This is a genomic window from Janthinobacterium sp. EB271-G4-3-2 (genome assembly GCF_020858035.1).
Lineage (GTDB): Bacteria > Pseudomonadota > Gammaproteobacteria > Burkholderiales > Burkholderiaceae_D > Janthinobacterium > Janthinobacterium aestuarii.
On the sequence record NZ_JACYMG010000002.1, the window covers coordinates 243,983 to 269,838 of the forward strand.

Below are 25,856 nucleotides of genomic sequence, written 5' to 3' on the forward strand. Positions count from 1 at the left end.
CTTCAATCCACCTTGATTGACGTTCCCGTTGCGCGCCAGCCGCGGCGCTGCAAATGGCAAACGCTGCTGCACAGCAAGGCTGGCAGCAGTAAATTAAGAACCGGTACGAGCATCAGCAAACAAAGCAGCAGTCCCAGGGCGAAAATCGCCGGGCGCTGTTCGCGGCGCAAGGCCGCTTGCTGTTCCGCGCCGAGCACCTCTTCGGCCGCCGCGCCGTAGATCATCTGGACATTCCAGGCCAGCAAATACGAGATCAGCACGCACATGGCCCACACCGGAATCAGCAAGGAAAGCAGCAGCAACAGGCGACGCCGCCAGGCGGGGCGCGCGGCGGATGCATCCAGGCCGGCCGGCGCTTGCCACGCGACATAGCGGCGCGCCGCCACAGCCTTGGCGCGCTCCAGCAACAGCCAGCGCAGCGGCAGGCGCGCCGTGCCGATGGCGCCAACGATAAAGACCATGACATAGAAAAAAGCAGCCAGCGCCAGCAATGCCAGAGCGATCTGGCCGATCGACAGCATGGCCTTGGCGGCGCTGCCCAGGCCGCCGGCGATATTGCCCATCTGCGATACGGTAGCAGGCCCGTTGGCCAGTGCCCCGACGCCATCCATCACGCCCAGGCCCAGCAAGCCGGTGACGGACACCAGCGCCAGCATGGCGCTCAGCTCGACAAAAAAACGGCCAAAGTAGCCATACAGTCCCAGCCACAGGGCCACGACCGCCATGCACCACAGCGCGGAGCGCCACCACAGGCCCGCATGACGCGCATCGCGCAGTCCGAGGCCGATGCACGTGAAGGCTTCCCGCCAGGCCAGCAGCCAGGTTTGCAATGTTTGTGTCACGCTCTAGCGTACTCCGCAGTGGAGGGGCGGATACGTCGATCCGGATGTTGCCGATTGTACATGGACAAGGCTGGCGCACGCGCCGCACAGGACGCAGCGCAAAGCCGCGCCCGCCCATCCATCTTCAAAAATGGCTATCGAAACGCAAAAGCTGTCGCGGCCTGCTCGGCGGCAATTTCACTAGAAGATTCATAACAGACCTGATTTCTCCCCAATGCCTTGGCCTTGTACAGTGCCTTGTCAGCAAGCTCAACCAGCTCGACCGGGCGGTTTTCCTGATGCATCGGTATAAAAGCCGCCACGCCGACGCTGGCCGTCACCACGCCGGGAGGACTGCCGCTATGCTCGATTCCCAGCGATTGCACGGCCTGGCGAACGCCTTCCGCCACCGCCAATGCTCCCGGCAGCTCCGTTCCTGGCAATAAAATGACCATTTCCTCGCCGCCGTAGCGCGCCGCAAGGTCGCCCGGCCTGCGCATGCTGTAGCCGACCACCTTGCCAATTTTTCTCAGGCACTCGTCGCCGGCCACATGGCCATAGATATCATTGTATTGCTTGAAGAAGTCGACATCGATCAACACCAGCCCAAGTGAGCTGCCTTCACGCTGCGCACGACTGAACTCGGCAAGCAGCGACTGGTCGAAGTGGCGCCGGTTCGCCAGACCCGTCAATCCATCCTGACTGGCAAGGCGGGCCAGGGTTTCATTGATCATTTCCAGTTCATTGCGCGCCTCGACCAGCCCCGCCTCGCTCTTGACCCGCAAATCGATCTGCCGCACCACGCGGTATCCGATGAACGCGATCAGCAGTACCAGCACGCCACCCACCGTATTTTGAATCATCGTATCAAGACGCCATGAAGCAAGGACCTCATCCTGCGACAGTGCGGCAGAGACCACCAGCGGGTATTCCTCGACTCTTCGGTAGCTATTGATACGCGTCACGCCATCGACCCGCGACTGGACCACGGCCGTGCCAACGGGACTTTTGGGCAGGTAATCATGAAATATCGGGAACTTTGAAATATCGCGCCCCAGCAAACTCTCATCGAACGGCCTTCGCAATAAAAGAATACCTTTTCCATTCGCAATGAAAATAGCGCCTTTTTTTCCTATCGAAAAGCGTTCATAAAACAGCCTGAAATAATTCATGTCGATGGTCGCCAGCGCCACGCCGCCGAAACTTCCGTCAGGCAAATTGATCCGCCGCGATACCGTGACTATCCAGTGTCCCGTCGATTTGCTGCGCACGGGAGGTCCGACATACGGCCCCCGGTCAGCATGCGTTCGATGATATTTGAAATAATCTCGATCGGAATTATTCAGATTGCTCAACAACGTTTTCTGAGAGTTCACAAGCCAGCTGCCATCGTTGGCATAGATGAAGATACCGTGCAACTGGGGTAACTCGGCTACACGGGTGACCAGCAATTTGTGGATACGGGTCAGTTCAAGACCGGCAACACCGTCTGTTTCCAACCTCTCCACCAGTCCGACCAGCACCGTATCGGCTTCCTTGATGGTGTCATAGGCATGCTGCGCAACAGATTGCGCCAGATTGGCACTTTCACGGGACGCTTCAAGCAGTTGCCCCTCCCGCGCGCGCAAGGTCGTCCATAACTGGATCGCCAGCAGCGACAGGCACACCAGCACGACAAATGAGATAGCCAGCGGCAGCAGGGAAAAGCCACGGAAGCCTGCTCCCAACAATCGTGGCGGCAAGCTGCGTGACCTGGCCATGGGTACACTCCCTCATTAATATCCGGCAAAGTGTGCACCAATTAGGTGGCAACATTCTCACACATCGTCACGAACACGATATAAAAAAGTTACCGCCATGGCATTGATGAATCCGGTTCGTGTTCGCCATAGTTTGCGACACCACAATTCCCGGTAGAAAGAAATACGAAACAATGCCAACTCCCCCACCGTTGGGCGTAGCGGAGTTGACCATGCTTGAAGTTCAGCCCAGGGATAAGCGCGGTTTTTTTATATTGCCGCAAGCTCCGGAAGATGCCGGGTATTACGTCTATGGCAACCTGCAGCGGATGCCAAATTCCGGCCATATGGCCCAATATGCGCACCCCAGCTTGCTATCCCTGATCTTTTACATCGAACGTGAATGGCAGGCAATTGATGATAGGAAATTTGGTATCGGGAATATCAGCATCGCCGAAGGATTAGCGTACGACAAGCATGTCAGCCACAGAAAAGGCATTGAAATGGATCTACGCCCCGTGCGGAAGGACAAACTGCAAGGCCGGTCCGCACGCGTGTCGCGCTTTGATAGCGTGTATGACCGGAGCGCCACTATCCAATTGATACAGCTGTTTCTGCGGCACCCAATGGTCACCAAGGTCTTCTTTAACGATGAAGAGATACAAAAGACGATCGGTGCCGGGCGCGTGCGGTCTCTGAAAGGACACGACGACCATCTTCATATTGAAATCAGGGAGCATGGATGACTACTCGGCTTGCATGCGGCGCCATAGCGCTCGCTCTATTCTCAACGGCACACGCGGCCGACAAGCAGCGGGCGTGGACTGGCGAACCAAGGCCCTTGCGTGGTGACTATCAGATCTACGGCGGAACGCTGTCCGAAATGCTGCCACCCACGCGAAACGACCGGAAAGTGGCAATCATGGTCAAAGGGGAATTGGCAAGGGAACTGTTTGCTCAGCTCGGCCCCGATATAAAACAGGAACAGGCGTGCAATTCCTCGGCTGACTACCGTGAGCGGCGCAGGGGAGATATTACCTGCGTTCATACAAAAGGGGCGGCATACGAATGCTATTTCGGACTCGACCTGCGTACGGGAAAAGGGATGTATGGAGCAATCTGCTAGCCTGGGCGCTGCCCGGCACAGCTACAACCAGGGCCCTCCTCCTTGTACCGGCGCACATCCAGCCGAATTCTTCCGCCTGAGCGACTCTCCCTGCATATGACACCCAGAGCGGAACCCAATCCCCCATCCCTCAGATCAACAGCGTACACTGGCTCCTCTTCCATCAACGCATTGGTCCACCGTGAAACTATCGCGCTTTATTACTGGCCATCTGGAGCCGATCCTGGAAGAGTGGGAACTCTTCGCCAGGTCGCTGCCCATTCCGGGGGCCGCCATCTCGAAAGCGGAATTGCGCGATCATGCCAAGCAGATGCTGCAAACCATCGTGCGCGACATGGACGTCATCGAGAACGCGGCGCAGCGAAAAAAGAAATCGACCACGGGCGTATCGGAAATAACGGGCAAGGAAACGGCCGCCGCCACGCATGGCTCGCTGCGCCAGCAGATCGGCTTCACGCTGCCGCAACTGACGGCGGAATTTCGCGCGATGCGTGCCAGCGTGCTGCGGCTGTGGATGGCACAGGTGTCGGTGACGTCGAAAACGGCAACGGACGACATCTTGCGCTTCAATGAAGCGATAGACCAGGCGCTGCAGGAATCGGCCATACGCTACTCGCAGCAGAGCGACCGCACCCGCAATACCTTTCTCGCCATCCTCAGCCACGATCTGCGCAGTCCACTGAGCACGATGACGATGGCCGGTGCGCTGCTGAGCAGGCCGAGCGCGACCTCCGCTTCCACGGTACAGATCGGTGCACGGGTTGCCCGCAGCGCAGCCACTATGACAACCATGGTGAACGATCTGCTGGAATTCGCCAGGACGCAGCTGGGGGGACACATGCCCATTTCGCCCGCCTTGGGCGACTTGGGGGAAATCTGCAAGATATCCGTCGAGGATGCCTCGGCCGCTCACCCGCAATGCAAGTTTGAACTGAGTACCACGGGCGAGATGATCGGCGACTTCGACGCGGCCCGCCTGGCCCAGCTGTTTTCCAATTTGCTCAACAATGCCGCGCAATACCGCACCGACGACCAGCCGGTGACCATCACGGCTTGCGGCGATGCCGATACGGCCGTAGTGCAAGTGAAGAATTTCGGCCGCCAGATCCCGGAAGCGTCGCTGAAGAGTATTTTCGATCCGCTGGTCCAGCTGGCCATTTCCGACGATCACAAGGCGCCCAATGCCACCAGCATCGGCCTGGGCCTGTTTATCGCGCGTGAAATCGCCAGCGCGCACGGCGGCACTATCGGCGCCGAGTCCAGCCTGGAAAGCGGTACGATATTTACCGTGCGCCTGCCCAGGGTATCGCTGAGCAGCGGGGGAAACGGCGGCTAAGGACTATCCCGGCAGATATCTGCTTCCCTGCCGGGACGGGCTCGTCCTACCTGCGGCTGAGCGGCACATATTCCCCCGGCAAGCTGGCCGCTTCCAGCGCATCGGCAAAGGCCAGCAGGAATTTCGCCGGACCATGCTCGGAAACGAGCAAGGAGGCGCCCTTGTGGCGCAGCAGTTTCAGCACTTCCTGCTGGTGCGCCTGGTATTCGCTGGAGTGGCCATAAAACGTTTGATACATTTCCAGCGTTTCCATGGCCTTGGCGGCCAGGATGAATTCGGGTTTGTCCATGATGTCTCCTCGTTGTCACTACTGCCAAAACCACGAAAAAAACTTGCAAGATGTGCGGCTGGCGCCGGTCACAGTATCTTGCGGCAACCACATCTGTATTTCCATCATACGCCTCAACCCGGCCATTGCGCAGTCCTGTCGCGCATCTTTTTCCATTCCGTCCGTCCGGCGTCAATTGCCGCTCATTCACCTTACAGATACCGCGCGCGCGTGGCATCATGTGCGGTGCCCATCGACAACTGACACCCATGACCACACATTTATCGCTGCACTGCTATCTGCAAGACGCGCCGTCGGAATGCCCGCAACGCTGTTCCGACGTGACCATCGAGGCCGACCCGGCCACCCTGCGCGCCATCGCCCGCTTCCTGCTGGCCAGCGCGGACACCTTCGAGCAGGCGCAGGAGCGCGCCGGCATGCATGCCCACCTGCAAGACGAATGGGACGGCTGGCAGGACGACTTCCCCGACCTCGTCGTCGTGGCCGCCTAGCCAGGCGCCCCGGCCGGCGCGCGTCGGGTAACATACGCCACCTTTGCTACACAGAGAACACTGATGTCCCATACCCGATACGCCCTGCCGTCGCTGCGCACGGCCGTGCTGGCCGCCGCGCTGGTCAACCTGTCCGCCTGCGCCAGCCCGCCCGCGCACGAGGCGCTGTTCCTCGCCACCACGCTCACGCCCGCGCATTCCTTTACCAAGGGCATCGAAGGCCCGGCCGTGGATGCGGATGGCAATATCTATGCCGTCAACTTTGCGCGCCAGCAAACCATCGGCAAGGTCAGCCCCGGCGGCACTGGCGAGGTGTACCTGACCCTGCCCGGCACCAGCATCGCCAACGGCATCCGCTTCGGCAGCCGGGGCCAGATGTACTTGGCCGACTACATGGAACACACGATCTACCTGGTCGACCCGGCCACGCGCGCGCTCACCATCCACGCGCGCGAGCCGCGCATGACGCAGCCGAACGACATCGCCATCACGGCCGACGACGTGCTGTATGCGAGCGACCCGAACTGGAAGGAAAACACGGGCCGCGTGTGGCGCATCGCGGCCGACGGCACGGTGACCCTGGCGCTCGACACGATGGGCACGGCCAACGGCATCGAGGTCAGCCCCGACGGCAAGATCTTGTATGTAAATGAAAGCGTGCAGCGCAATATCTGGATGTACGACATCGCCGCGGACGGCAGCCTGAGCGGCAAGCGCCTGCTGATCAAGTTCGACGATTTCGGCATGGACGGCATGCGCGTGGACGTCGACGGCAATTTGTACGTGACGCGCTACGGCAAGGGCACGGTGGTCAAATTGTCGCCGCAAGGGCGCATCCTGCGCGAAATCAGCGTACCCGGCGCCAAGCCCAGCAACATCACCTTCGGCGGCCCCGATGGCCGTACGGCCTACGTGACGGAAGTGGTGCAGGGACGGCTGCTGCAATTTCGCGTCGACCGCCCGGGCCTGGAGTGGCAGCGGGCGCAGGAGCGGCGCAAACCCGAATAGCATGTCGGCTTACGCGCTTGCGCGCCAAGCCGACCTACTCTACGCCACGATGCATGCGCAGGCCGGGTAGGTCGGGTAGGTCGGGTAGGTCGGCTTAGCCGGAACGGCGTAAGCCGACGAACCAAATAGCAAGCCGACGTGGTCCCGCCATGCCACGATTACTCAAGGAATTGAAGCAGCGCCTGAAGATCGGCTGACGTTCAATACAAAACGTTCTTCGCTTCCGGCTGGTCGACATTGGCCTTGGTGACGATCACCACGCCCGTGTTGACGAAAGGCGCGACCTTCTTGCCTTCGATCAGGCTCACCAGGGTTTTCACGCCCAGCGCGCCCATCGAGTAGGAGCCTTGCACGGCGGTTGCATACAAGGTGCCGTCCTTGACGAAGTTTTTCAGGTCTTCATTGCCGTCGAAGCCCACGGCGATCACCTTGCCAGCCTTGCCCGCCTGCGCGATGGCGCGGCCCATGCCTACGGCCGTCGGCTCATTGGCGCCGAAGATGCCTTTCAAGTCCGGGTTCGAGGCCAGCACGTCGGTCGTCTGGTTCAGCGCCGTGGCCATCTGCGACTGCGAGTAATACGTGCCAACGATCTGCAGCTGCGAATTCTTTTCGATATAGCGCTTGAAGCCGCCCACCCTGCCCGTCTCGGAACCGGCGCCGGCCACATACGACATCACGGCGATCTTGCCCGTCTTGCCGACCTGCGAAATGAGGGCCTTGGCGCTTTGCTCGCCGGCCGCTTCATTGTCGGTCGACAGAAAGGACTGGTAATAGCGCTTGCCGCTGTCGGCCACCAGCGAATCGATCAGCACGACGGGAATCTTCGCTTCCCATGCCTTCTTCAGGGCCGGCACCAGCGCGTCCGGGTCCGACGCGGCCAGCACGATGCCGGCCACCTTGCGCGTGACGGCGTTTTCCACCATGCTGACCTGGTCGGCGATCGCCGATTCCGAGGCCGGTCCCTGGAAGGTCAGGCTGTAGCCCTTGGCGTCTGCCGCGCTGGCCGTGGCGCCCTTCTTGACGTTTTGCCAGTAGTTGGAATTGGTCGTCTTGACGATCACGGCGATCTCGCCCGGCGCGGCGAAGGCGGCGCTGGAGCTCAGGGCAAATGCTGCGGTCAACAGACCGAGAGACATGGCTTTGATGGTTTTCATTGTCGTCCTCATGTAATTATAGATTTAGTAGATTGACTTCATGTGTGCTGCTTGCTGCTTCAGGCGCGGTTGCGCTTCTGATCGATCCAGACGGTCAGCAAGATGACCAGTCCGATAATGATTTGCTGGATAAAGCTCGATACCCCGTTCATGTTCAAGCCGTTGCGCAGGATGCCGATGACGAAGGAACCGATGACGGTGCCGGAAATGGTGCCGATGCCGCCGATCAGCGAGGCGCCGCCGATCACGGCGCTGGCGATCGCATCGAGTTCGTACATCACGCCCTCGTTCGGCTGCGCCGTCACCAGGCGCGACATCAGCACGCAACCCGTCAAGCCCGACAAGGCGCCGGACAGGGTGTACACGAGCAGGGTCACGCGGCCCACCTTCACGCCCGACAGGCGCGCCGCCTCCGCATTCGAGCCGACGGCATAGATATGCCGGCCAAAGGTGGTGCGGCTCAGCATGACGGACACGGCCACGGCGATCACCACCATCAGCACCACCGGATACGGAATGCCGGGAAACACGACTTCGGGAAAGGTGCCGCCCGTGTCGCGCTCGATGCGCCACAGCACGCCGTTGCCGAGTTCGCCGAACGACTCGCCCAGGCCGGAAATGGCGCGCGCACCCGTCACCTGCAGCGCCAGGCCGCGCGCGATCAGCATCATGCCCAGGGTGGCGATAAAAGGAGGCAGCTTCAGCTGCGTGATGCAAAAGCCGTTGACGGCGCCGCACATGGCGCCCACCACGACGCCGCCCAGCATGGCGACGGGCACGGGCACGCCGCTCTTGACCAGCAGCGCGGCGGCCACGCCGGCCAGCGCCAGCACGGAGCCGGAACTCAAGTCGATGCCGCCCGTGATGATGACGCAGGTGGCGGCGATGCCCAGGTAGGCGATCGACGTCACTTGCAAGGCCACGCTCATGCCGTTGCTGACGGAGAAAAAGGCGTTGCTGGTCAGGGAAAACACCAACAACAGCAAGGACAGGCTGCCCAGCGCGGCGAATTTTTGTATCAGTTCTTTGTTCATTTTCTTGTGGCTTTCTGATGTTAATGCATTGCTGCCTGGCGGCCCGATGCGAGATGCATGATCTCTTCCTGCGACGACTCGCGCGTGTTGACGATGCCGCTGATGCGCCCTTCATGGAACACGGCCACCCGGTCCGTCATGCCCATGATCTCGGGCAGCTCGGACGTGATCAGCACCACGCCGATGCCTTCCGATGCCAGCTTGTCGAGCAGCTGGTAGATGGCGAACTTGGCGCCCACATCGATGCCGCGCGTGGGTTCGTCGAAGAAGATGATTTTCGATTCGCGGTACAGCCATTTGCTGATGACGATCTTTTGCTGGTTGCCGCCCGAGAGGTTGCGCGCGATCTGTTTCGAGGTCGGCGTCTTGATGCCCAGCGCCGCGATGTATTGCTGCGCCACCGCCTCTTCTCTGGCGAAATCGATGAAGCCGAAGCGGTTCGCCAGCCCCGATACATTCGTCAGTGTCAGGTTGGCCGCCACCGACATGCGGATCGCCAGGCCGTGGCTCTTGCGGTCTTCCGACAGGTAGGCGATGCCGTGTCCGATGGCGTCGATGGGGCTGTCGATAGTCACCGCCACGTCGCCCAGGTGGATCGCGCCGCTGGTGAGGGGATCGGCGCCGAAGATGGCGCGCGCCACTTCCGTGCGCCCCGCGCCCATCAGGCCGGAAAAGCCGAGAATTTCGCCGCGCCGCAAGTCAAAGCTCAGCGGGCCGAAGACATCCTTGCGGTGCAAATCGGTCACGCGCAGCAGCACTTCAGCCGTCGGCGTCGAGACGCGGTCGGGAAATTTTTCATCGAGGGTGCGGCCCACCATCTTGGCCACGATGGCGTCGAGGCTGGTGGCGGCAAAATCGTCGGTGCAGACGAACTTGCCGTCGCGCAGCACCGTCACCCTGTCGATGATGTGCTGCATCTCCTCGAGCCGGTGCGAGATGTAGACCACGCTCACGCCGTTGCGCTTGAGTTCATTGATGATGTCGAACAGCTGGCCCGTCTCGCTTTCCGTCAGCGACGACGTGGGCTCGTCCATGATCAGCACTTCTGTATTGAGCGACAGCGCCTTGGCGATTTCCACCATCTGCTGCTGCGCACAGGACAGGTTTTTCACCAGCTGGCGCGGGTCGATGCGCAGCTTCAACCGGTCCAGCAGCGCCTGCGCTTCAAAGCGCATCTTCTTGCGGTCGATGAAAATGCCGCGCACCGGTTCGCGTGCGAGAAAAATATTCTCGGCCACACTCAGGTGCGGGATCAGGTTCAGTTCCTGATGGATGATGGCGATGCCGGCCGCCTCCGCATCCACGCTGCAGGAAAAACTGCACACCTTGCCCTTGTAGACCAGTTCTCCCTCGTCGGCCTGGTACACGCCGCTCATCACCTTCATCAGGGTGGACTTGCCGGCGCCGTTTTCGCCGCACAGCGCGTGGGCTTCGCCCTTGCGCAGGCTGAAACTGACGTTGTCCAACGCCAGCACGCCGGGAAAGCGCTTGCTGACCTTGTTCAGGGCCAGTATCTCTTCGGATTGATTCATGGTGTGTCTCCTCCACTCCACTGCCATAGGCCGGCGCGCCGATGTCTGAGCACCTTGGCGGCGCGCCGGTCTGCTGCCGTATTAACTGTCGATCAGCTGCGGATTCCAGGCATGCACGGTCTGCCGCTGTTCGCCGAGGCCTTCGATCCCCAGGCGCATGGTGTCGCCCGGTTTCAAATACACGGCCGATGGCTTCTGCCCCATGCCCACGCCCGGCGGCGTGCCGGTGCTGATGATGTCGCCCGGGTACAAGGTCATGAAGCGGCTGATGTAGCTGACCAGATTGGCCACGCCGAAGACCATCGTTCTGGTATTGCCATCCTGGACGCGCTTGCCGTTCACTTCCAGCCACAGGCCCAGGTTTTGCGGATCCGCCACTTCGTCGCTCGTCACCAGCCAGGGGCCGATCGGGCCGAAGGTATCGCAGCCCTTGCCTTTGTCCCACTGGCCGCCGCGTTCGAGCTGGTACTCGCGTTCGGACAAATCGTTCACCACGCAATAGCCGGCCACGTGCGACAGCGCATCGGCTTCGCTCACATAGCGCGCGGTGGTGCCGATCACCACGCCCAGCTCCACTTCCCAGTCGCTTTTCTTCGAGTCCTGCGGCATCACCACGGCATCGTTGGCGCCGATGATGGCGCTGGCGGCTTTCATGAACAGCACCGGCTCAGCCGGCACGGCCATGCCTGATTCGGCCGCATGGTCGGCATAGTTCAGGCCCACGCACAAAAACTTGCCCACGCCCTTCCACGGCGGCGCGATGCGGCCAGGATTCGCCACCACCGGCAGGCTGGCGATATCGAGGGCGGCCAGGGTCGCCAGGCCATCTTTGCCCAAGGTCGCGCCGGTAATGTCAGGCAGCACGCCGGACAGGTCGCGCACGGCGCCGTCGGCGTCGATCAGTGCAGGTTTTTCAGCGCCCTTGGCGCCATAACGCATCAGTTTCATGATTAAACTTTCAAGTGAATATCAAACAACATAAAAAGTTCGGTAGCAATCAGGCCCGCGCCTTCACGACACCCGACAAAACCGTAGCGAGCGGAAGCGAGATGTGGCCGAGAAGCGCAGCTGTACGAATGTACAGTGAGCATCGCAAGCCGCATATCGCGACGCGCAGTAGGTTTGGTCGGGTGTCCTTAGTTAGACCAGCCGCCGTCAATGACGTGGACCATGCCGGTGGTAAAAGCGGATTCATCGGAAGCCAGGTAGACGGCCAGCGCGGCGATTTCCTCTGCCCTGCCCACTCGGCCCATCGGCTGGCGGGCGACAAACGCCGCCTGCACTTCATCGATGCTCACGCCCGTCGCTGCCGCCTGCGCGGCAATGCGTTCCTTCAGCGAGGGCGACTCGATGGTGCCGGGGCAGATCGCGTTGCAGCGGATACCGCGCGTGACAAAGTCCGCCGCTACCGACTTGGTCATGCCCACTACGGCCGCCTTCGAGGTGCCGTAGATAAAGCGGTTCGGCGCACCCTTCACGCTCGACGCCACCGACGACATGTTGACGATGGAGCCGGCGCCCCGTGCCAGCATGCCGGGCAGCACGGCGCGCATCAGCCGGTACATGGAGCGCGCATTGATGTCGAAGGAACGGTCCCAGGCCGCATCGTCGCAGTCGAGGATGGTGCCGCCGTCGACGAAACCGGCGCAGTTGAACAGGATGTCGACGGGGCCGATCTCGTCGGCCAGCGCGGTGATCGCCGCGCCATCGGTCACGTCGAGCCGGCGGATGGCGCAGCCCGTCGCTTCCTTCAGTGCGTCGAGCTGGGCCTGGTTGATATCCGTGGCGATCACGGTGGCGCCTTCGCGCACGAACGCTTCGGCCGTGGCGCGGCCGATGCCTTGGCCGGCGGCGGTGAGCAGGGCGATTTTGCCTTGTAGTCTGGCGGTCATGTTGTCTCCTTTTATTTTTTTAACCCAACACCTTAAGTGCTGGGGTCAGACCCGGCGGGTCTGACCCCGGATTCTTGCTAAGCAAAGTAGAAAACCTGCTCCATCATCGCCCAGTGCTCGCCCTCGGCGCGCGAAGCCAGCGGCTCCTGGCACGGTGCGCAAAAGGTCCACCAGCGCTGCGTTTCCGGGTCGGCGGCGATGGCCGCCATGTCGGCTTCAAAATCCTCGCCGTGGTACTCCCAGTAACCGAACAGCAGGTTTTCCGGCTCGCGCAAAAAGATCGAATAATTGCCGACATGCGCGGCTGCCAACCTTGCCAGCACCTGCGGCCAGACGGCGGCGTGCAGGGTCTTGTATTCGGCGATGCGGTCCGGCGCGATGCCGATGACCATGCCCATTCTTTGCATTGCGACTCCTTTTTGTTGGCTTACGCCGTACCGGCTAAGCCAACCTACAGTTGGCATCGAGGTGTTTCGTAGGTCGGCTTAGCCGGAACGGCGTAAGCCGACAAGCCAACCACCTCATTTAAGCCCATAAAAGCGGCATGCATTAAGGCCGAAAATATCGTCCCTGTCCTGCTGCCCCAAGTGCGACAGCAGCGCTTCGCTCGCCAGCAGCCAGGCCGCATAGCCGCCGGCCAGGTCGACTACCGGCCAGTCGCTGCCCCAGATCACGCGCCGGGGGCCGAACACGTCCAGCACATGTGCGACATAGGGGCGCAGGTCGTCCACGTTCCAGCCGGGCCGCGCTTCCGTCACCAGCCCGGACAGCTTGCAGTGCACGTTCGGCAGCGCGGCCAGCTGCGCCATGTCTTCAGGCCAGGTGCCGAAGGCGGCATCGGCGATCGGCGGCTTGGCCGCATGGTCGATCACGATGGCCAGCTGCGGATAAGCGCGGGCGCAATGCAGCAGCGCGGGCAAGTGACGCGGCAGCACCAGCGCGTCCAGCCGCAAGCCGTGTTCCACCATGGCGGCCAGGGCCGGCGCCAGCGCGGGATTGGCGATCCACTGATCGTCGTCGATATCCTGCAGCATGGGGCGCAAGCCTTTGAGCTTCGCCTGCGACGCCAGGCGGGCGATATTGGCCGGCGCATCAGGCGCCAGCAAATCGGCCCAGCCCACGACGGCGCGAATGAAGCTGTTTTTTTCCGCCAGCGCCAGCAGGTAATCGGTATCGGCAGCCGACGGCAGCGACTGCACCAGCACCGTGCCGGCGATGCCGTGCGCGGCCAGCAGCGGCGCCAGGTCGGCCGGCGCAAAATCGCGGTGGATGGCGGCCAAGGATGGCGGCGGCCAACTGCCGGCACGCGCGGCCAGCTGCCAGAAGTGCTGGTGGGCGTCGATGCGCATCATGCGGCCACTCCCGCAGGCAGCGGCGCGCGCGCATCGAGCAATTCCGCGCCCCGCAGCGCCAGCCACAGGGCGTCGGGCAGCGGCGTGGCGAACCAGTCCAGGTTTTGCCGCAGCTGCGCCAGGTCCTGGCCGCCCGGGATGCAGGAAGCGACGGCAGGATGGGCGAGTGGAAACTGCAGCGCGGCCGCTTGCAAGGGCACGCCGAATTCACGGCAGACGGCGTCCAGGCGCGCCACGCGCTTGAGTATGGCGGCTGGCGCATCGGCGTAGTTGAATTTGCCGTTCCCGGCCAGCACGCCCGAGTTGAACGGGCCGCCGATCACGATGGCGTTACCGCGTTCCACGCAGGCGTCCAGCAACGGCGACAGCGAAGCCTGTTCCAGCAAGGTGTAGCGGCCGGCCAGCAAGGTGCAATCGAGGTCGAATTCCGCCATCGCGCGCAGCACGATCTCGCACTCGTTGACACCGATGCCCACGGCCTTCACCTGGCCGCTGGCGCGCAGTTCATCGAGGGCGCGAAAACCGCCACCGGTCGTCAGCTGGCGCCAGTATTGCTGATCGTGTTCGCCATGCGTGGCCTTGCCGATATCGTGCACGAACAGGATATCGATGCGCTCGAGCCCCAGCCGCTGCAGGCTGTCCTCGTGCGAACGCAGCACGCCGTCATACGTATAGTCGTAATGGGGACGGAACGGCAGCGGCGCGGCAAAGCCGTCGTCGCCGGGGCGCACGGAGGCGTCGGGCCGCATCAGCCGTCCCACCTTGGTGCTGATCACAAATTCATGGCGGGACCGTTCGCGCAGCGCCGCGCCCAGCCGGCGCTCGGACTGGGTATAGCCATAGAACGGCGCCGTGTCGAAGAAACGCACGCCGGCGTCCCAGGCGCCATCCAAGGTGGCGCGCGCCTGCGCGTCGCTGACAGGCTGGTACAAGCCGCCCAGCGGCGCGCAGCCCATGCCGATGCAGGGCAGCGACAGGCCCCCGCGCGGCAAAGTACGCAATTGTGTGACATCCATGGACTCGGCCCTCAAGCGGCGCGCAATGGGAAACAGCCTGGCCCCACCGCGTCGAATTGTTTATAGGTCAGCACGAATTCCTGGTGGCCCAGGTCTTCCGAGCGGCTCAGTTCTCCGTTGGCGACGTTCAGCACGGCGGCGACGATCTCCGCGCCCACTTCTTCCAAGGTGGCTTCGCCCGTGAGGATCTTGCCGGCATTGATATCCATGTCGTCGGCCAGGCGCTCGAAGGTTTGCGGATTGGCGCACACCTTGATGACGGGCGAGATCGCCGAGCCGACCACCGAGCCGCGGCCCGTGGTAAACAAGGTGATGTGGGCGCCGCAGGAAATGAGTTCGACGATTTCCGCGTTGTCCGACACGTTCGGGAAACCGAAGCGCGGCTCGCCGTCCGGCACCACGTCGAGCAGGTAGAGGCCGCCGCCGGCCGGCTGGTCGCCCGGTTTCAGAATGCCGACGATGGGCGAGGAACCGCTCTTGGCGTAGGCGCCCAGCGACTTTTCTTCCTGCGTGGTGAGGCCGCCATCGGCGTTCCCCGGCGAGAAACTGCCATGGCCCATGATGGTGTAGTAGCGCGCCGCCTTGGCCACGGTTTCGACGATGGCGTTGCCCAGGTCCGGGCTGACGGCGCGCCGCTGCATGTGGTATTCGCAGCCCACCAGTTCGCCCGTCTCTTCGAAGATGCAGGGGCTGCCGGCCGCGATCAGGGTGTCGAACGCGACGCCGACGGCCGGGTTGGCGCTGATGCCGCTGGTGCTGTCGGAGCCGCCGCAGATGGTGGCGACGACCAGCTCATCGATCCCCATCGGCACGCGCTCCTGCCGCGCCAGGTGCTCCAGCGCCCAGCCGATCCACTCGACGCCGCTGCTCACGCTGGGGCGCGTGCCGCTGTTTTCCTGGATCGTGATCGTGTGCACCGGACGGTCGCTGTCGGCCACGGCGCTGGAGAGGCCATATTTGTTGAAGCCTTCGCAGCCCAGGGAAACCAGCAGCACGGCGCCCACGTTCGGGTGCGTCAGCAGGCGGCGCATCACCTGGTCCGCGTATTCATTGGGGAAGCAGCCCGTAAAGCCGATCAGGTGCACGGGCTGGCCGGGAAAGGCGTTGACCATCAGGCGCGCCACATGGTGCGCGCATTCGACCATATAGGCCACGACCACGATATTGCGGATGCCCTTGCGGCCATCGGCGCGCAGGTAGCCCGACAGGGCCGGGGCGGGTGCGGTTGTTGGAGCGTTCATGCTTGGTCGTCCTTGTGCAGGAAATGGCGGCCGTCCTGGCCCAGGGTAAACGTGGGGATGTAATCGCTTGCCAGGTTGTGCGTATGGATATGCTCGCCGATGGCGACGGGGGCCGTGATGCTGCCGATCAGGGCGCCGTAGCGCAGCACCTTGTCGCCCACGGCCAGCGCGCGGCGCGCCACCTTGTGGCCGATGTGAATATTTTGCGCCAGGGTGACGGGCACGCCGTCGATGGCGACGACGTCGCCGCAGGCCAGGGCTGTCCTGGCGATCAGGCAGTTGTCCTCGGGCGACATCAAGAGCAGGCTGCTAGGCCGGGAAGCGAGGCTCATGGCGCACCCTCCCCGGCAACAACGGCTAGGCGCCCGGCTGGCTCAGTTTTTCCCGCGTGCCGATCGAGGACAGCATGGTGCTGCGCGAGGAATCGAGGTGCGAGCGCATGGCCTCGAGCGCCTTCGGCACGTCGTGCTCGGCCAGCGCGCGCAGGATCGCCAGGTGTTCCTGCACCGCGTACTGGTTGCGGCCCTTTTCCTCGCCCTTGTCCCACTGGTAGTGATAGTGAAACACGAACGAGACGATATCGTAGAAGCCCTGCGCGAAGCGGTTGTTCAAGAGGCCGATCAAGAAGGTGTGGAACTCGCGGTCCAGCGCCGGAAACGCGTTGTGGCGCGTGGCTATCCTGGCCGCCAGCTTCTCGTGCTGTTTGATCAGCCGCGCCAGTTCCGCATACGCCGGATCGCCATGCGGCAGGTGCGCAAACTGCTCCACGGCCGCCATCTCGAACATGCGCCGCATGTCCGCCAGTTCGGTGGCGAAGGAGCGATCGAACGCGCACAGGCGCCAGCCGCCGCGCGGCTTCTTTTCGATCAGACCGAAGCGCGAAAAGCCGATCAAGAATTCGCGCACGCTGACGGTACTGGCGCCCGCCTCGCGCGCCAGCTCCGCTTCCGAAAATTCCGCGCCGGGCGGCATGTCGCGCTGGTACACGCGTTCCATCAGCACTTGCTGGATGCGCTCCGCCCCCGACTGCAATTCGGAGATATCGAAGTAGTCGCCCGGTATGGGTTTGCGCAGCAAGCGCCGGTCCGCCGGGCTGGCGATCAGCCGCCGCGTCGACAGATAAGCGATCGCGCTGCGGATGGCCGTGCGGCTGCCCTGGCAAATCGTGGTCAGGAACTGCTCCGTCGGCAGCATCTCGCCCACTGCGACATTCTCGGCGAGAAATTGCAACAGCAGATTGGTACTGCGCTTGAAGACGGTGGCGGGTTTGGACATGGATGAATGAACGCGCTATGCCAGCGAAAGGGAAAGTGGATGAGTGGGCCATTTTAGTCGATATCGGATTGGATCGGCATGCTAAAAAAGAAACAACTGCACTGAGCGGGGCGTTCATGGCTGCGCTCCCGGCGCCAGCATGGCGCGCAGGCGCGGCTGCGCCAGGGCGGGACACAGCTGCCGCGCCAGCGCCGCCACGGGCGCCATGCGCCGCTCGATTTTGCCGGCGTGGTGCTGGGCGATGTCGGCCAGGCGGTGCGCGAGGAAGGGATTGCCGAAGCGCTCCCTGACCTGCGCCACATAGGCCAGCGCGGCGTCCCCGTGCCGCGCGCCCATGGCGGCAAACACGGGCAGCACTTCCTCGTGCCACAGGGCTTCCAGCGCGGCGCGCATGGCGCCATCGTCCATCGCCTCGCGCACCGTCATGCCGGCCGGACTGCCCCGCTCCAGCCACAGCTGCGCCAGACAGGAGTGCCCCAGGTTGAGCAGGAACAGCTTGCGCTGTTCATACTCGCGCAGGCTGTCCGTCACCACCAGCTGCGGATGGCGGCACGGCAGCAGCATGCCTTCCTGCGCCTCGATGGCCCACAGCGCATAGGGTTCGGCCACCGCGCCTATCGGTTCGATCGGTTCGGAAACGATGCGGTCGACGAGGGAATTGATCCACAGGCAGCCCGTTTGCAGATACCCGATGAACGCGGCATCGCAGCGCCACCGCTGCGCCAATGTCACGATCACCTGGCGCAGTACATGACCGTTGTCGGCCACCAGTTCGCACGGAAAAATCGAGAGGGGCGCGGCGCCGGCCAGGAAGCGGTCATGCAGCAGCACCAGCAGCTTGGCGGGAAAGCTGGCGGGAACGGTCGCGCCGTCGAGCATGCCGGCGTGGTCGGCGTCATCGAGCTGGTAGCCCGTGTCGCCCGTATTCGAGATGATCACGCGTGCGGCCACGGCTGCATCGCGCACCTGCCGCCAGTCGCTGCCCGCCTGCCACGCTTGCGTGACGGCGTCGGCGCGGCGCTCTTCATCGACCTGCGCGCCGTCCTGCCAGCCGCGGATGCGCACCGGGTAGCCGCCGGCCTGGCGAAACGCCGCCACCCGCGCCGCGCCCTGCGCGTTGCCGGTCGTTTGCACGATGGTGATATGGCCCAGCGCCTCGCCTGTCTTCGCCGATTCGCTGACAAACAGGTCGGCGTGCGCCTGCAGGAAGCGGCTGGTGCCGAACTGCAGTATGGGGTTGAGATCGTTCATCTCAGACCTCGACGATGGCCTTGATGACACCCGCCTCGGGCTGCATCCAGCGATCGAGCACGCCCGTAAATTCATCGAGCGTGGTGCGGTGGGTATTGAGCAGCGCGGTGGGGACTTTCCCCGCCTTCATGGCCGCCACCACTTCCTCGAAATCGTCGACGGTGGCGTTGCGGCTGCCCAGCAAGGTCGTTTCGCGCTTGTGGAATTCCGGGTCGGAAAAGGACAGGCGGTCGCGCACGATGGAGACCAGCACATAGGCCCCGCCGTGGGCGACGAAATCAAGGCCCCGTTCCATGGCGGCGATATTGCCGGTGGCGTCAAACACCACGTCGAAGAATTCACCGCCGGTGGCGTCCGACAGCTGCTCCTTGTCGCCGTCGCCCAGCTGCACCGTGCGGGTGATACCGAGCGCGTCGCGGCAGAACTGCAAACGGTCGGCGCGGCCGTCGAGCACCGTCACGTCGGCGCCTTTCAAGGATGCGAACAGCATCACGGCCATGCCGATCGGGCCGGCGCCCACCACCAGCACGCGCTTGCCGGCATCGACCGCGCCACGCTTGACGGCATGCGCGCCGATGGCGAGAAATTCGATCATGGCCGCGTCGTCGAGCGAAATGCCTTCCGTCTTGAAGACGAAGCGCTCGGGCAGCGCCAGGTATTCGGTCATGCCGCCGTCGCGGTGCACGCCCAGCACTTCGATGCGGGTGCAGCAGTTGGTCTTGCCCTGGCGGCAGGCCACGCAAGTACCGCATGACAGGTAGGGCATCACGTAGACCTGGTCGCCCACGGCCAGGCGCGAGCCGGCTGGCGCGCTGTCGATATGGCCGGACAATTCATGGCCCATCACGCGCGGATAGCTGAGGAAAGGCTGGGTGCCGCGGAAGATATGCATGTCGGTGCCGCAGATGCCGACGCGGCGTATGCGCAGCAGCACTTCACCCTCGCCGGGCACGGGCACGGGGCGCTGTTCCATGCGCAAACTGCCGGGCGTATCGCAAACGATACTTTTCATCATGGTCGTCTCTCTCGCCGCCCGGATCTTGCCGGTGGCATATTATATTTAACGTACAAACCAACTGTGAAAAAAATCCGTCTGCGCGGATTGTCTTTCCAGCCTTGCCAATGGCGCGTCTTGCTGCGCCGCACAACGATTAATCCGTCATGCCTCCTGGCCCGAACCTGTTTGTTTTGCTGAAGCTGTTGTTCGGTTTTATAAATATACCGTACAAAAAAATGAAGGTCAACGGATTCTTTTTCCGGTTTTTCGGCTCCTCTGCTACATTCCTGCTTGACCCTGACGTCACGTCAGGCGCCATCGTGGTAGCACGCACTGAAGACAAGGAGAAGACGATGCTGCTGAAAATCGGTGAACTGGCCAGGCTCACGGGCCTGACCATCCGCACCCTGCACCACTACGACAGCATCGGCCTGCTCTCGCCTTCGGCGCGCACGCAAGCCGGCTACCGCCTGTACCAGCACAGCGACATGGACCGGCTGCACCGGATCATGGCGCTGCGCAAATTCGGGTTGTCGCTGGCCGATATCGCCAACGCCCTCGCCGGCCCGGACCTGCCGCTCTCCTCCATCGTGGCGCGGCAAATCGCCATGCTGGAACGCCAGATCGCGCAAGCTTCCACCTTGCGCGAACGCCTGCGCACCTTGCAAACGCAATTGACGCAGGGGCAGGCGCCGGAACTGGCCGAGTGGCTCACCACTATGGAGTTGATGACCATGTACGACAAATATTTTAGTCACGAAGAACTGCAACAGCTGCCGATGCTCTCCGACGCGGCCGTGGAACAGGAATGGAAAGCGCTGGTGACAAGAGTGCGCGCACTGCAGGCGACGGGCGCCGGCCCCGGCGATGCGCCAGCGCAGGCGCTGGCCACGGAATGGATGGTCAAGCTGGTGCGCGACACGGGCGCCCACCCGGGCCTGTTCGCGCGCCTGAACGACATGCATGCGCAGGAGCCGGCCGTACAGGCCACGACCAGCATCGATGCGGAGCTGATGCAGTTCATCCTCGCCGCCTTCAGTGCCTCGCGCATGGCGCTGTACAAGCCTTTCCTCGACGAGCAGGAATACGCGTATTTACTCGCCAACTACGGCAGGCGCTCGGGCGAATGGCCGGCCCTGATCGCCGCCGTGCGCGCCGCCATCGATGCGCGCACGCCGCCCACCGACCCGGCCGTGCTGCAGCTGGCGCGGCAGTGGCTGGAACTGTTCCGCTCCTACGCGGGCACGAACCCGGCCACGCAGCAGAAATTCCGCCAGGCGCACCAGCAGGAGCCGCGCTTGATGGAAGGCAGCTTCGTCGACGCAGCCATGCTGCAGTACCTGGGCGCTGCGATGGCTGTCGTGGCGCAGGAGCGCCCCGGCGCATAGGTTCAGGTGTGGCATCTCGTGGGCGCGGCCATGTAGAATCGGCCTTCGTCCACGAGAGGATTAACCGATGCGCCGCTTTCTGTTTGCTTGCCTGACCCTGCCCGCCCTGAATACCGCCATGGCGGCCGAGCCGCCCGTGCAAGGGGTGTGGCAGGGCACTGTGGGCAAGGCCAATATCGTCGCCTGCTTCAACCAGCCCGGCACCACGCAAGGCGCGGACCGCAGCGGCAATTATTACTACACGCGCTACAAGACGCCGATCATGCTGGCCAAGCCGAACGGCAAGACGCTGTGGCAGGAACTCGACGCCAAGGGCAATACGACGGGCACGTGGTCGCTGAACGCGCCGCAGGGCGAGAAGGTCACCGGCACCTGGACGGACCCGAAAAGCGGCAAGACCCTGCCCGTGGCCTTGACCCTGCTGGAAGCGGCGGGCGACCGCGAACATCCGTCCTGCGCCAGCGATGCCTACAACCTGGCGCTGGAAGATTTTCCCGGCACCAAGGTGAGCAAACCCATCGCCTTCGAAGGCAAGCAATACCGCAACCTGCAAGTGGGCGACACCATCACCGTGGAATTGATGGCGCCCGGCGATGGCATCGCGAAAATCAACGCGCAGCTGCGCGGCGTGCTGGCGAAGAACAAGAAGGACCTGGAAGACTTCTATGCCACGCGCCGCGAATACCTGGGCCGCAACGGTTTCACGACGGAAGACGAAGTGTATGCGGAGCCCACCTACTGGTCGCCGCGCTGGGTGACGGTCAAGTTCTACCGCTGGGCGGCCGGCTATGGCGCCAGCGGCATCTCCATCAAGTTCCGTACCTGGGACGTGAAAACGGGCCAGGAAACGGACGTGTGGAACTGGTTTGGCGCCAGCGCCAGCGATGGCGACGACAAGGCCGAATTGCCGGACCGCCTGCGCCAGGCCCTCTTCAAGGGTGTGAAAATCGACGCCGAATGCAAGGGCACGGATTACGACGGCCGCGGACGTTTCCACCTGTCATTGAAACCGGAGGGCGTATCGTTCTGGCAAGACCCGAACGGCAGCGGCTGCGAAAACGATTTTTTACTGCCCTACAGCAAGGTCGGCCCCTTCCTCACCGTCAAGGGCCGCGCCGCGCTCAGCGATTTGCTGCCGAAGAACTAGGCGCCATCCACCATCGTCGCCACCATCTCCGCCGTGGCGGCCGCCAAGGTCCAGCCCAGGTGGCCGTGGCCTGTGTTGTAGTACACGCCAGATGCTTTGCCAGGCCCCACTTTCGGCAGCATGTCGGGCAGCATGGGGCGCAAGCCGGCCCAGGGCACGACCTTGCGGGTATTGATGCAGGGAAAGCACTGCTCCACCCATTGCAGCAGCGGGCGGATACGGTCGGCGCGGATGTCGTGGTTGACGCCATTGAATTCCGCCGTGCCCGCCACCCTGAGCCGGTCTTCACCGAGGCGGCTGCTGACCAGCTTGGTCGCGTCGTCGAGCAGGCTGACACACGGCGCGGCCGCGCGGCTGGCGCCGTCATCGAGCTGCACCGTAATCGAATAACCTTTTACGGGATACACGTTGACATGGTCGCCCAGCATTGCCGCCATGGCGCGGCTGGCCGTGCCCGCGCAGATAACGACGGCATCGAACAGAGTGCTGTCCTCGCCTATGCTGACGCGCACCTTGCCATGTTCGCGCGCCAGCGCCGTAACTTCCACACCATAGCGGCACGCCACGCCCAGGCGCACGCAGGCCTCGGCCAGGCCGCTGGTGAATTTGTGGATGTCGCCCGTGGAATCGCTGTCCGTGTAGTAGCCGCCGTAAAAGTCACCGTGCAAGGCCGGTTCGATGGCGCGCATTTCCTGCGGCGTGACGGCGCGCCGCCGCAAGCCGCCCTGCGCCAGCAGGCGCGACACGCCGGCCGCCCGCTCGAAGCCGGCCTTGTCACGGTAGACGTGCAGGATGCCGGCGCGGCGGTGGTCGAAAGCGATGTTTTCCGCTTGCGCCCACGCAAACAGATGTTCGCGCGCGGCGATCGCCATGCGGGCCGTGGCGATGGTGTTGCGCTCGTAGGCCGGCATGGCGGCGAGAAATTCGGCAAACCAGCTCAGCTTGTGCCAGCTGGGCCAGGGATGGAGCAGCAAGGGCGCATCGCGCCGCGCCATCCATTTCAGGGCATTTAGTATGGTTGCCTTGTGGTTCCACACTTCCGCGTGCGAGGCCGACAATTGCCCGCCGTTCGCATACGACGTTTCCATGGCGGCGTAGCGGTGGCGCTCGATCAGGGTCACGTCCACGCCCCGTTTCGCCAGCGCATACGCCGTCGTCACGCCCGTGATGCCTCCGCCCAGCACGGCCACGCGCTTCATTGCGGCAACACCTTGTGCACGACCGTGTCGCCCGCCTGCAACACGCGGCCGTCCGGCGCCAGCACGTCCATCCTGCGCACGGGCGCGTGCGTATCACGTTGCAGCAAGGTCGAATGCGCCTCGCCCGCTTCGAACAATTGCGCCTCGCTCCACTGGCGCAAACCGACGACGACGGGAAACAGCGCCAGCCCCTTTTGCGTCAGCACATATTCCTGGTAGGCCGAGCCGTCCGAGGCGGGCGCGACCGTAAAGATGCCCTCTTCCACTAGCGTGTACAGGCGGTCGGCCAGGATGTTCTTCGCCACGCCCAGGCTTTTCTGGAACTCGCCAAAGCGGCGCATGCCGTCGAAGGCGTCGCGCACGATCAGGAGCGACCAGCGCTCGCCGATCACGTCGAGCGCGCGCGCCACGGGACAGGGGTCGGTTTTCAGGCTCTTGCGCTTGGCCACGGGCATTCTCCAGGATTGAGTGGTTGCATTTTAAAACTTCTCGGCGTAGACTCCAACTGGTTTTAATTTAAAACCACTTAATTGACCTCCCATGCGCGATACAACGACTCCCATCACGACAGCACTTCCCCCTTCACTCGTCTGGCTGTTTGCCACGGCGGCCGGCCTCAGCGTGGCCAATGTGTATTACGCCCAACCTTTACTCGCCACCCTCGCGCACGAGTTCGGCATGACGGAGGCGGCCAGCGGCATGGTCATCACGGCCACGCAGCTCGGCTGCGCGCTGGCCCTGCTGCTGCTCGTGCCCTTGGGCGACATGCTGAACCGGCGCCGGCTGACCCTTTTCCAGCTGGGCATGCTGGCCATCACCCTGGTGGCGCTGGGCTGCGCCCGGTCCACGGCAGCCTTGCTGGGCGGCATGCTGATGGTCGGCTTGCTGGGCACGGCCATGACGCAGGGTTTGATCGCCTATGCGGCCAGCGCCGCGGCCAGCCATGAGCGGGGAAGAGTCGTCGGCATGGCGCAGGGCGGCGTGGTGATCGGCTTGCTGCTGGCGCGCACCCTGTCCGGTGTCGTAGCCGATGTGGCCGACTGGCGCGCCGTGTATTTTGTTTCGGCCGCCATCGCTTGCGCCCTGTTGCTGCTGCTGTGGCGCATGCTGCCACCGGCCAGGTCGCAAGGCCGGAAGCTCGCGTATGGCGCCCTGCTCGCCTCGATGCTGGACATGCTGCTGCACAACAAGGTGTTGCGCGTGCGCGGCATGCTGGCCCTGTTGATGTTTGCCGTCTTCAATATTTTCTGGAGCGCCCTGGTGCTGCCCCTGACGGCGCAAGGCTATAGCCATGCGGCCATCGGCGCGTTTGGCCTGGTCGGCGTGATCGGCGCGCTGGGCGCGGCGCGCGCGGGCGCCATGGCGGACAAGGGCCGCGCGCAATGGACGACGGGCGCGGCCCTGCTGCTGCTGCTGGCCGCGTGGCTGCCGCTGGGCTTTGCCGGTGCGGCCCTGTGGCCGTTAATCGTCGGCATCATCGCGCTGGACCTGGCGGGCCAGGCCATCCACGTGACGAACCAGAGCCTGATCTTCAAGCAGGACAGCGACGCGCACAGCCGCCTGGTGGCGTGCTACATGCTGTTTTATGCGGTGGGAAGCGGACTCGGTGCGATTGCCGCCACCAGCGTGTATGCGCTGGCGGGCTGGCATGGGGTATGCGCGCTGGGCGCCGCGGTCAGCTTGCTCGCCCTGCTGTTCTGGCGGCTGACCTTGCCTGCTGAAAAAGCTGAGTGATAAACGCTTAATTCAGCATGGCCGTGGCGGAACCATGGCGGTAGGTTTTCAAGGCATCGGGCTGGATCTGGATCAGCGAACCGCTGACTTTAATCAGGTGCAAGTCCGTCAGCTGGTGCAGCACGCGCGACAGGGTGGCGGGCGCCAGGTTCAGGAACGATGCCAATAAACTTTTCTTCAGGTCCAGCTTGACTTCGTTCGAACGCTGCTGGTCCGAGGCCTGCAGCAAATACTCGACCACGCGCTGGGTCGCGTTCTGCACGGAGCAGCGCTCCACGTTGCGGATGAAACCCATCAGGTGGTGCGACAGGCTGTTCATCATCTGGCGCGCGATGCGGGGCGACTGGTCCAGCAGGCGCAGCAGTGCGTGCGGCGGGATGCGCAGCAGCAGGCAGTGCTCGAGCGCTTCGGCGCAGAACGGGTACGGTTCATCGAGGAAAATCATGGCTTCGCCAAAGCTCTGGCCCGGACGGATCAGTTCCAGAACCTTGTCCGTACCTTCCATGGAAAACACGCTCAGCTTGACGAGGCCGAAGACCACCACGTAGGCGCCTTCCGCCACTTCGCCCTTGCGGAACAGCACTTTGCCTTTTTCCACTTCGACGCGCACGACATCCTGGCGCAATTGTTCTAATTGCGAAGGGGAAATATGGCGGAACAGAGCCTGGCTCGACAGCAAGCCATCGACGTTGACCTTATGCATGACACTCTCTTATTAGATTAGCGAATGACTAAGAGTGTAATGCGCAGGCACGGTCAAGGCCATACGTCAAAGGAACTAGGGTTGTCTAGGCCGGAACGCCATGCAGATCAAACAATCGCGGATTCCTTGCC

General features: G+C 63.1%; 26 protein-coding genes. 7 read left to right on the forward strand and 19 right to left on the reverse strand.

What is annotated here, in order from left to right; all coding sequences use genetic code 11:
* Window positions 1-2: 2 nt before the first annotated feature.
* The gene (locus IGS55_RS06150; RefSeq protein ID WP_230515504.1) at window positions 3-842 is read right to left on the reverse strand and encodes a hypothetical protein; all 840 of its coding nucleotides are present in this window, start codon (window positions 840-842) and stop codon (window positions 3-5) included.
* Between the two features lie 134 nt (window positions 843-976).
* The gene (locus IGS55_RS06155) at window positions 977-2,581 is read right to left on the reverse strand and encodes a sensor domain-containing diguanylate cyclase (protein WP_230515505.1); all 1,605 of its coding nucleotides are present in this window, start codon (window positions 2,579-2,581) and stop codon (window positions 977-979) included.
* Window positions 2,582-2,793: 212 nt separating this feature from the next.
* On the opposite strand from IGS55_RS06155, the gene IGS55_RS06160 reads away from it, so the two are divergent.
* Together IGS55_RS06160 and IGS55_RS06165 are read left to right on the forward strand one after the other, a co-directional pair.
* A complete protein-coding gene (locus IGS55_RS06160; RefSeq protein ID WP_230515506.1) occupies window positions 2,794-3,306 on the forward strand; it encodes a penicillin-insensitive murein endopeptidase in 513 nt (170 codons plus the stop codon).
* Window positions 3,307-3,867: 561 nt separating this feature from the next.
* A complete protein-coding gene (locus IGS55_RS06165) occupies window positions 3,868-5,022 on the forward strand; it encodes a sensor histidine kinase (protein ID WP_230515507.1) in 1,155 nt (384 codons plus the stop codon).
* Between the two features lie 46 nt (window positions 5,023-5,068).
* Here IGS55_RS06165 and IGS55_RS06170 read toward each other — a convergent pair whose 3' ends face one another.
* A complete protein-coding gene (locus IGS55_RS06170) occupies window positions 5,069-5,311 on the reverse strand; it encodes a hypothetical protein (protein ID WP_070303981.1) in 243 nt (80 codons plus the stop codon).
* 248 nt (window positions 5,312-5,559) lie between these two features.
* Here IGS55_RS06170 and IGS55_RS06175 point away from each other — a divergent pair, with 248 nt between their 5' ends.
* Entirely contained in the window at window positions 5,560-5,802 is a 243-nt protein-coding gene (locus IGS55_RS06175) for an Imm32 family immunity protein (protein ID WP_230515508.1), read from the forward strand.
* A gap of 63 nt (window positions 5,803-5,865) precedes the next feature.
* Window positions 5,866-6,810 (forward strand): SMP-30/gluconolactonase/LRE family protein, encoded by a 945-nt coding sequence (locus IGS55_RS06180; protein ID WP_230515509.1) that lies wholly within the window; start codon window positions 5,866-5,868, stop codon window positions 6,808-6,810.
* A 200-nt stretch (window positions 6,811-7,010) separates the two neighbouring features.
* Here IGS55_RS06180 and IGS55_RS06185 read toward each other — a convergent pair whose 3' ends face one another.
* The 13 genes from IGS55_RS06185 to IGS55_RS06245 all read right to left on the reverse strand — a co-directional run bounded on the left by IGS55_RS06185 (window position 7,011) and on the right by IGS55_RS06245 (window position 19,569).
* Entirely contained in the window at window positions 7,011-7,946 is a 936-nt protein-coding gene (locus IGS55_RS06185) for an ABC transporter substrate-binding protein (RefSeq protein WP_230515765.1), read from the reverse strand.
* Between the two features lie 77 nt (window positions 7,947-8,023).
* Entirely contained in the window at window positions 8,024-8,998 is a 975-nt protein-coding gene (locus IGS55_RS06190; protein WP_230515510.1) for an ABC transporter permease, read from the reverse strand.
* A gap of 20 nt (window positions 8,999-9,018) precedes the next feature.
* Window positions 9,019-10,530 (reverse strand): sugar ABC transporter ATP-binding protein, encoded by a 1,512-nt coding sequence (locus tag IGS55_RS06195; protein WP_230515511.1) that lies wholly within the window; start codon window positions 10,528-10,530, stop codon window positions 9,019-9,021.
* 81 nt (window positions 10,531-10,611) lie between these two features.
* Window positions 10,612-11,478, reverse strand: coding sequence for a fumarylacetoacetate hydrolase family protein (locus IGS55_RS06200; protein ID WP_230515512.1), 867 nt, complete (start codon window positions 11,476-11,478; stop codon window positions 10,612-10,614).
* Between the two features lie 188 nt (window positions 11,479-11,666).
* Window positions 11,667-12,422: an SDR family oxidoreductase gene (locus IGS55_RS06205; protein ID WP_046685268.1), complete on the reverse strand. Its 756-nt coding sequence runs from the start codon at window positions 12,420-12,422 to the stop codon at window positions 11,667-11,669.
* A gap of 77 nt (window positions 12,423-12,499) precedes the next feature.
* A complete protein-coding gene (locus tag IGS55_RS06210; protein ID WP_230515513.1) occupies window positions 12,500-12,829 on the reverse strand; it encodes an L-rhamnose mutarotase in 330 nt (109 codons plus the stop codon).
* A gap of 114 nt (window positions 12,830-12,943) precedes the next feature.
* Entirely contained in the window at window positions 12,944-13,774 is an 831-nt protein-coding gene (locus IGS55_RS06215) for an amidohydrolase family protein (protein WP_230515514.1), read from the reverse strand.
* A complete protein-coding gene (locus tag IGS55_RS06220) occupies window positions 13,771-14,790 on the reverse strand; it encodes an aldo/keto reductase (RefSeq protein ID WP_230515515.1) in 1,020 nt (339 codons plus the stop codon). The genes IGS55_RS06215 and IGS55_RS06220 overlap by 4 nt, the downstream gene beginning before the upstream one ends.
* Before the next feature lie 11 nt (window positions 14,791-14,801).
* Window positions 14,802-16,031, reverse strand: coding sequence for a UxaA family hydrolase (locus IGS55_RS06225; RefSeq protein WP_230515516.1), 1,230 nt, complete (start codon window positions 16,029-16,031; stop codon window positions 14,802-14,804).
* Window positions 16,028-16,363, reverse strand: a complete 336-nt coding sequence (locus tag IGS55_RS06230) for a UxaA family hydrolase (protein WP_230515517.1) — start codon at window positions 16,361-16,363, stop codon at window positions 16,028-16,030. The genes IGS55_RS06225 and IGS55_RS06230 overlap by 4 nt, the downstream gene beginning before the upstream one ends.
* 25 nt (window positions 16,364-16,388) lie before the next feature.
* Window positions 16,389-17,306 (reverse strand): GntR family transcriptional regulator, encoded by a 918-nt coding sequence (locus IGS55_RS06235; protein ID WP_230515518.1) that lies wholly within the window; start codon window positions 17,304-17,306, stop codon window positions 16,389-16,391.
* Window positions 17,307-17,420: 114 nt separating this feature from the next.
* Window positions 17,421-18,557: a mannitol dehydrogenase family protein gene (locus IGS55_RS06240; protein WP_230515519.1), complete on the reverse strand. Its 1,137-nt coding sequence runs from the start codon at window positions 18,555-18,557 to the stop codon at window positions 17,421-17,423.
* 1 nt (window position 18,558) lies between these two features.
* Window positions 18,559-19,569 carry a zinc-binding alcohol dehydrogenase family protein gene (locus IGS55_RS06245; protein ID WP_034760300.1) on the reverse strand — a complete coding sequence of 337 codons (1,011 nt, stop codon included), beginning with the start codon at window positions 19,567-19,569 and terminating at the stop codon, window positions 18,559-18,561.
* A gap of 338 nt (window positions 19,570-19,907) precedes the next feature.
* On the opposite strand from IGS55_RS06245, the gene IGS55_RS06250 reads away from it, so the two are divergent.
* Together IGS55_RS06250 and IGS55_RS06255 are read left to right on the forward strand one after the other, a co-directional pair.
* Window positions 19,908-20,942: a MerR family transcriptional regulator gene (locus tag IGS55_RS06250; RefSeq protein ID WP_230515766.1), complete on the forward strand. Its 1,035-nt coding sequence runs from the start codon at window positions 19,908-19,910 to the stop codon at window positions 20,940-20,942.
* Between the two features lie 67 nt (window positions 20,943-21,009).
* Complete coding sequence (locus tag IGS55_RS06255) at window positions 21,010-22,089, forward strand: hypothetical protein (protein WP_230515520.1); 1,080 nt, start codon at window positions 21,010-21,012, stop codon at window positions 22,087-22,089.
* Here the strand turns inward: IGS55_RS06255 and IGS55_RS06260 are convergent.
* Window positions 22,086-23,288 carry a D-amino acid dehydrogenase gene (locus IGS55_RS06260; protein WP_230515521.1) on the reverse strand — a complete coding sequence of 401 codons (1,203 nt, stop codon included), beginning with the start codon at window positions 23,286-23,288 and terminating at the stop codon, window positions 22,086-22,088. The two genes, IGS55_RS06255 and IGS55_RS06260, sit on opposite strands and share 4 nt — an antisense overlap.
* Window positions 23,285-23,737: a winged helix-turn-helix transcriptional regulator gene (locus IGS55_RS06265; protein ID WP_230515522.1), complete on the reverse strand. Its 453-nt coding sequence runs from the start codon at window positions 23,735-23,737 to the stop codon at window positions 23,285-23,287. The genes IGS55_RS06260 and IGS55_RS06265 overlap by 4 nt, the downstream gene beginning before the upstream one ends.
* Window positions 23,738-23,828: 91 nt before the next feature.
* Between IGS55_RS06265 and IGS55_RS06270 the strand changes: the two genes are divergently transcribed.
* Entirely contained in the window at window positions 23,829-25,022 is a 1,194-nt protein-coding gene (locus IGS55_RS06270) for an MFS transporter (protein ID WP_230515523.1), read from the forward strand.
* A gap of 7 nt (window positions 25,023-25,029) precedes the next feature.
* On the opposite strand, the gene IGS55_RS06275 is transcribed toward IGS55_RS06270, so the two are convergent.
* Window positions 25,030-25,725, reverse strand: coding sequence for a Crp/Fnr family transcriptional regulator (locus IGS55_RS06275; protein ID WP_034759676.1), 696 nt, complete (start codon window positions 25,723-25,725; stop codon window positions 25,030-25,032).
* Window positions 25,726-25,856: the final 131 nt, after the last annotated feature.

What these genes read in the sequence shown, in the direction of transcription:
- IGS55_RS06220 (WP_230515515.1), bottom strand. Translation starts at nt 14,790, where the DNA reads ATGGATGTCACACAATTGCGTACTTTGCCGCGCGGGGGCCTGTCGCTG.
- IGS55_RS06240 (WP_230515519.1), bottom strand. Translation starts at nt 18,557, where the DNA reads ATGAACGATCTCAACCCCATACTGCAGTTCGGCACCAGCCGCTTCCTG.
- IGS55_RS06190 (WP_230515510.1), bottom strand. Translation starts at nt 8,998, where the DNA reads ATGAACAAAGAACTGATACAAAAATTCGCCGCGCTGGGCAGCCTGTCC.
- IGS55_RS06215 (WP_230515514.1), bottom strand. Translation starts at nt 13,774, where the DNA reads ATGATGCGCATCGACGCCCACCAGCACTTCTGGCAGCTGGCCGCGCGT.
- IGS55_RS06175 (WP_230515508.1), top strand. Translation starts at nt 5,560, where the DNA reads ATGACCACACATTTATCGCTGCACTGCTATCTGCAAGACGCGCCGTCG.
- IGS55_RS06235 (WP_230515518.1), bottom strand. Translation starts at nt 17,306, where the DNA reads ATGTCCAAACCCGCCACCGTCTTCAAGCGCAGTACCAATCTGCTGTTG.
- IGS55_RS06210 (WP_230515513.1), bottom strand. Translation starts at nt 12,829, where the DNA reads ATGCAAAGAATGGGCATGGTCATCGGCATCGCGCCGGACCGCATCGCC.
- IGS55_RS06270 (WP_230515523.1), top strand. Translation starts at nt 23,829, where the DNA reads ATGCGCGATACAACGACTCCCATCACGACAGCACTTCCCCCTTCACTC.
- IGS55_RS06260 (WP_230515521.1), bottom strand. Translation starts at nt 23,288, where the DNA reads ATGAAGCGCGTGGCCGTGCTGGGCGGAGGCATCACGGGCGTGACGACG.
- IGS55_RS06180 (WP_230515509.1), top strand. Translation starts at nt 5,866, where the DNA reads ATGTCCCATACCCGATACGCCCTGCCGTCGCTGCGCACGGCCGTGCTG.
- IGS55_RS06255 (WP_230515520.1), top strand. Translation starts at nt 21,010, where the DNA reads ATGCGCCGCTTTCTGTTTGCTTGCCTGACCCTGCCCGCCCTGAATACC.
- IGS55_RS06200 (WP_230515512.1), bottom strand. Translation starts at nt 11,478, where the DNA reads ATGAAACTGATGCGTTATGGCGCCAAGGGCGCTGAAAAACCTGCACTG.
- IGS55_RS06195 (WP_230515511.1), bottom strand. Translation starts at nt 10,530, where the DNA reads ATGAATCAATCCGAAGAGATACTGGCCCTGAACAAGGTCAGCAAGCGC.
- IGS55_RS06250 (WP_230515766.1), top strand. Translation starts at nt 19,908, where the DNA reads ATGCTGCTGAAAATCGGTGAACTGGCCAGGCTCACGGGCCTGACCATC.
- IGS55_RS06230 (WP_230515517.1), bottom strand. Translation starts at nt 16,363, where the DNA reads ATGAGCCTCGCTTCCCGGCCTAGCAGCCTGCTCTTGATGTCGCCCGAG.
- IGS55_RS06170 (WP_070303981.1), bottom strand. Translation starts at nt 5,311, where the DNA reads ATGGACAAACCCGAATTCATCCTGGCCGCCAAGGCCATGGAAACGCTG.
- IGS55_RS06225 (WP_230515516.1), bottom strand. Translation starts at nt 16,031, where the DNA reads ATGAACGCTCCAACAACCGCACCCGCCCCGGCCCTGTCGGGCTACCTG.
- IGS55_RS06185 (WP_230515765.1), bottom strand. Translation starts at nt 7,946, where the DNA reads ATGTCTCTCGGTCTGTTGACCGCAGCATTTGCCCTGAGCTCCAGCGCC.
- IGS55_RS06160 (WP_230515506.1), top strand. Translation starts at nt 2,794, where the DNA reads ATGCTTGAAGTTCAGCCCAGGGATAAGCGCGGTTTTTTTATATTGCCG.
- IGS55_RS06245 (WP_034760300.1), bottom strand. Translation starts at nt 19,569, where the DNA reads ATGAAAAGTATCGTTTGCGATACGCCCGGCAGTTTGCGCATGGAACAG.
- IGS55_RS06275 (WP_034759676.1), bottom strand. Translation starts at nt 25,725, where the DNA reads ATGCATAAGGTCAACGTCGATGGCTTGCTGTCGAGCCAGGCTCTGTTC.
- IGS55_RS06155 (WP_230515505.1), bottom strand. Translation starts at nt 2,581, where the DNA reads ATGGCCAGGTCACGCAGCTTGCCGCCACGATTGTTGGGAGCAGGCTTC.
- IGS55_RS06205 (WP_046685268.1), bottom strand. Translation starts at nt 12,422, where the DNA reads ATGACCGCCAGACTACAAGGCAAAATCGCCCTGCTCACCGCCGCCGGC.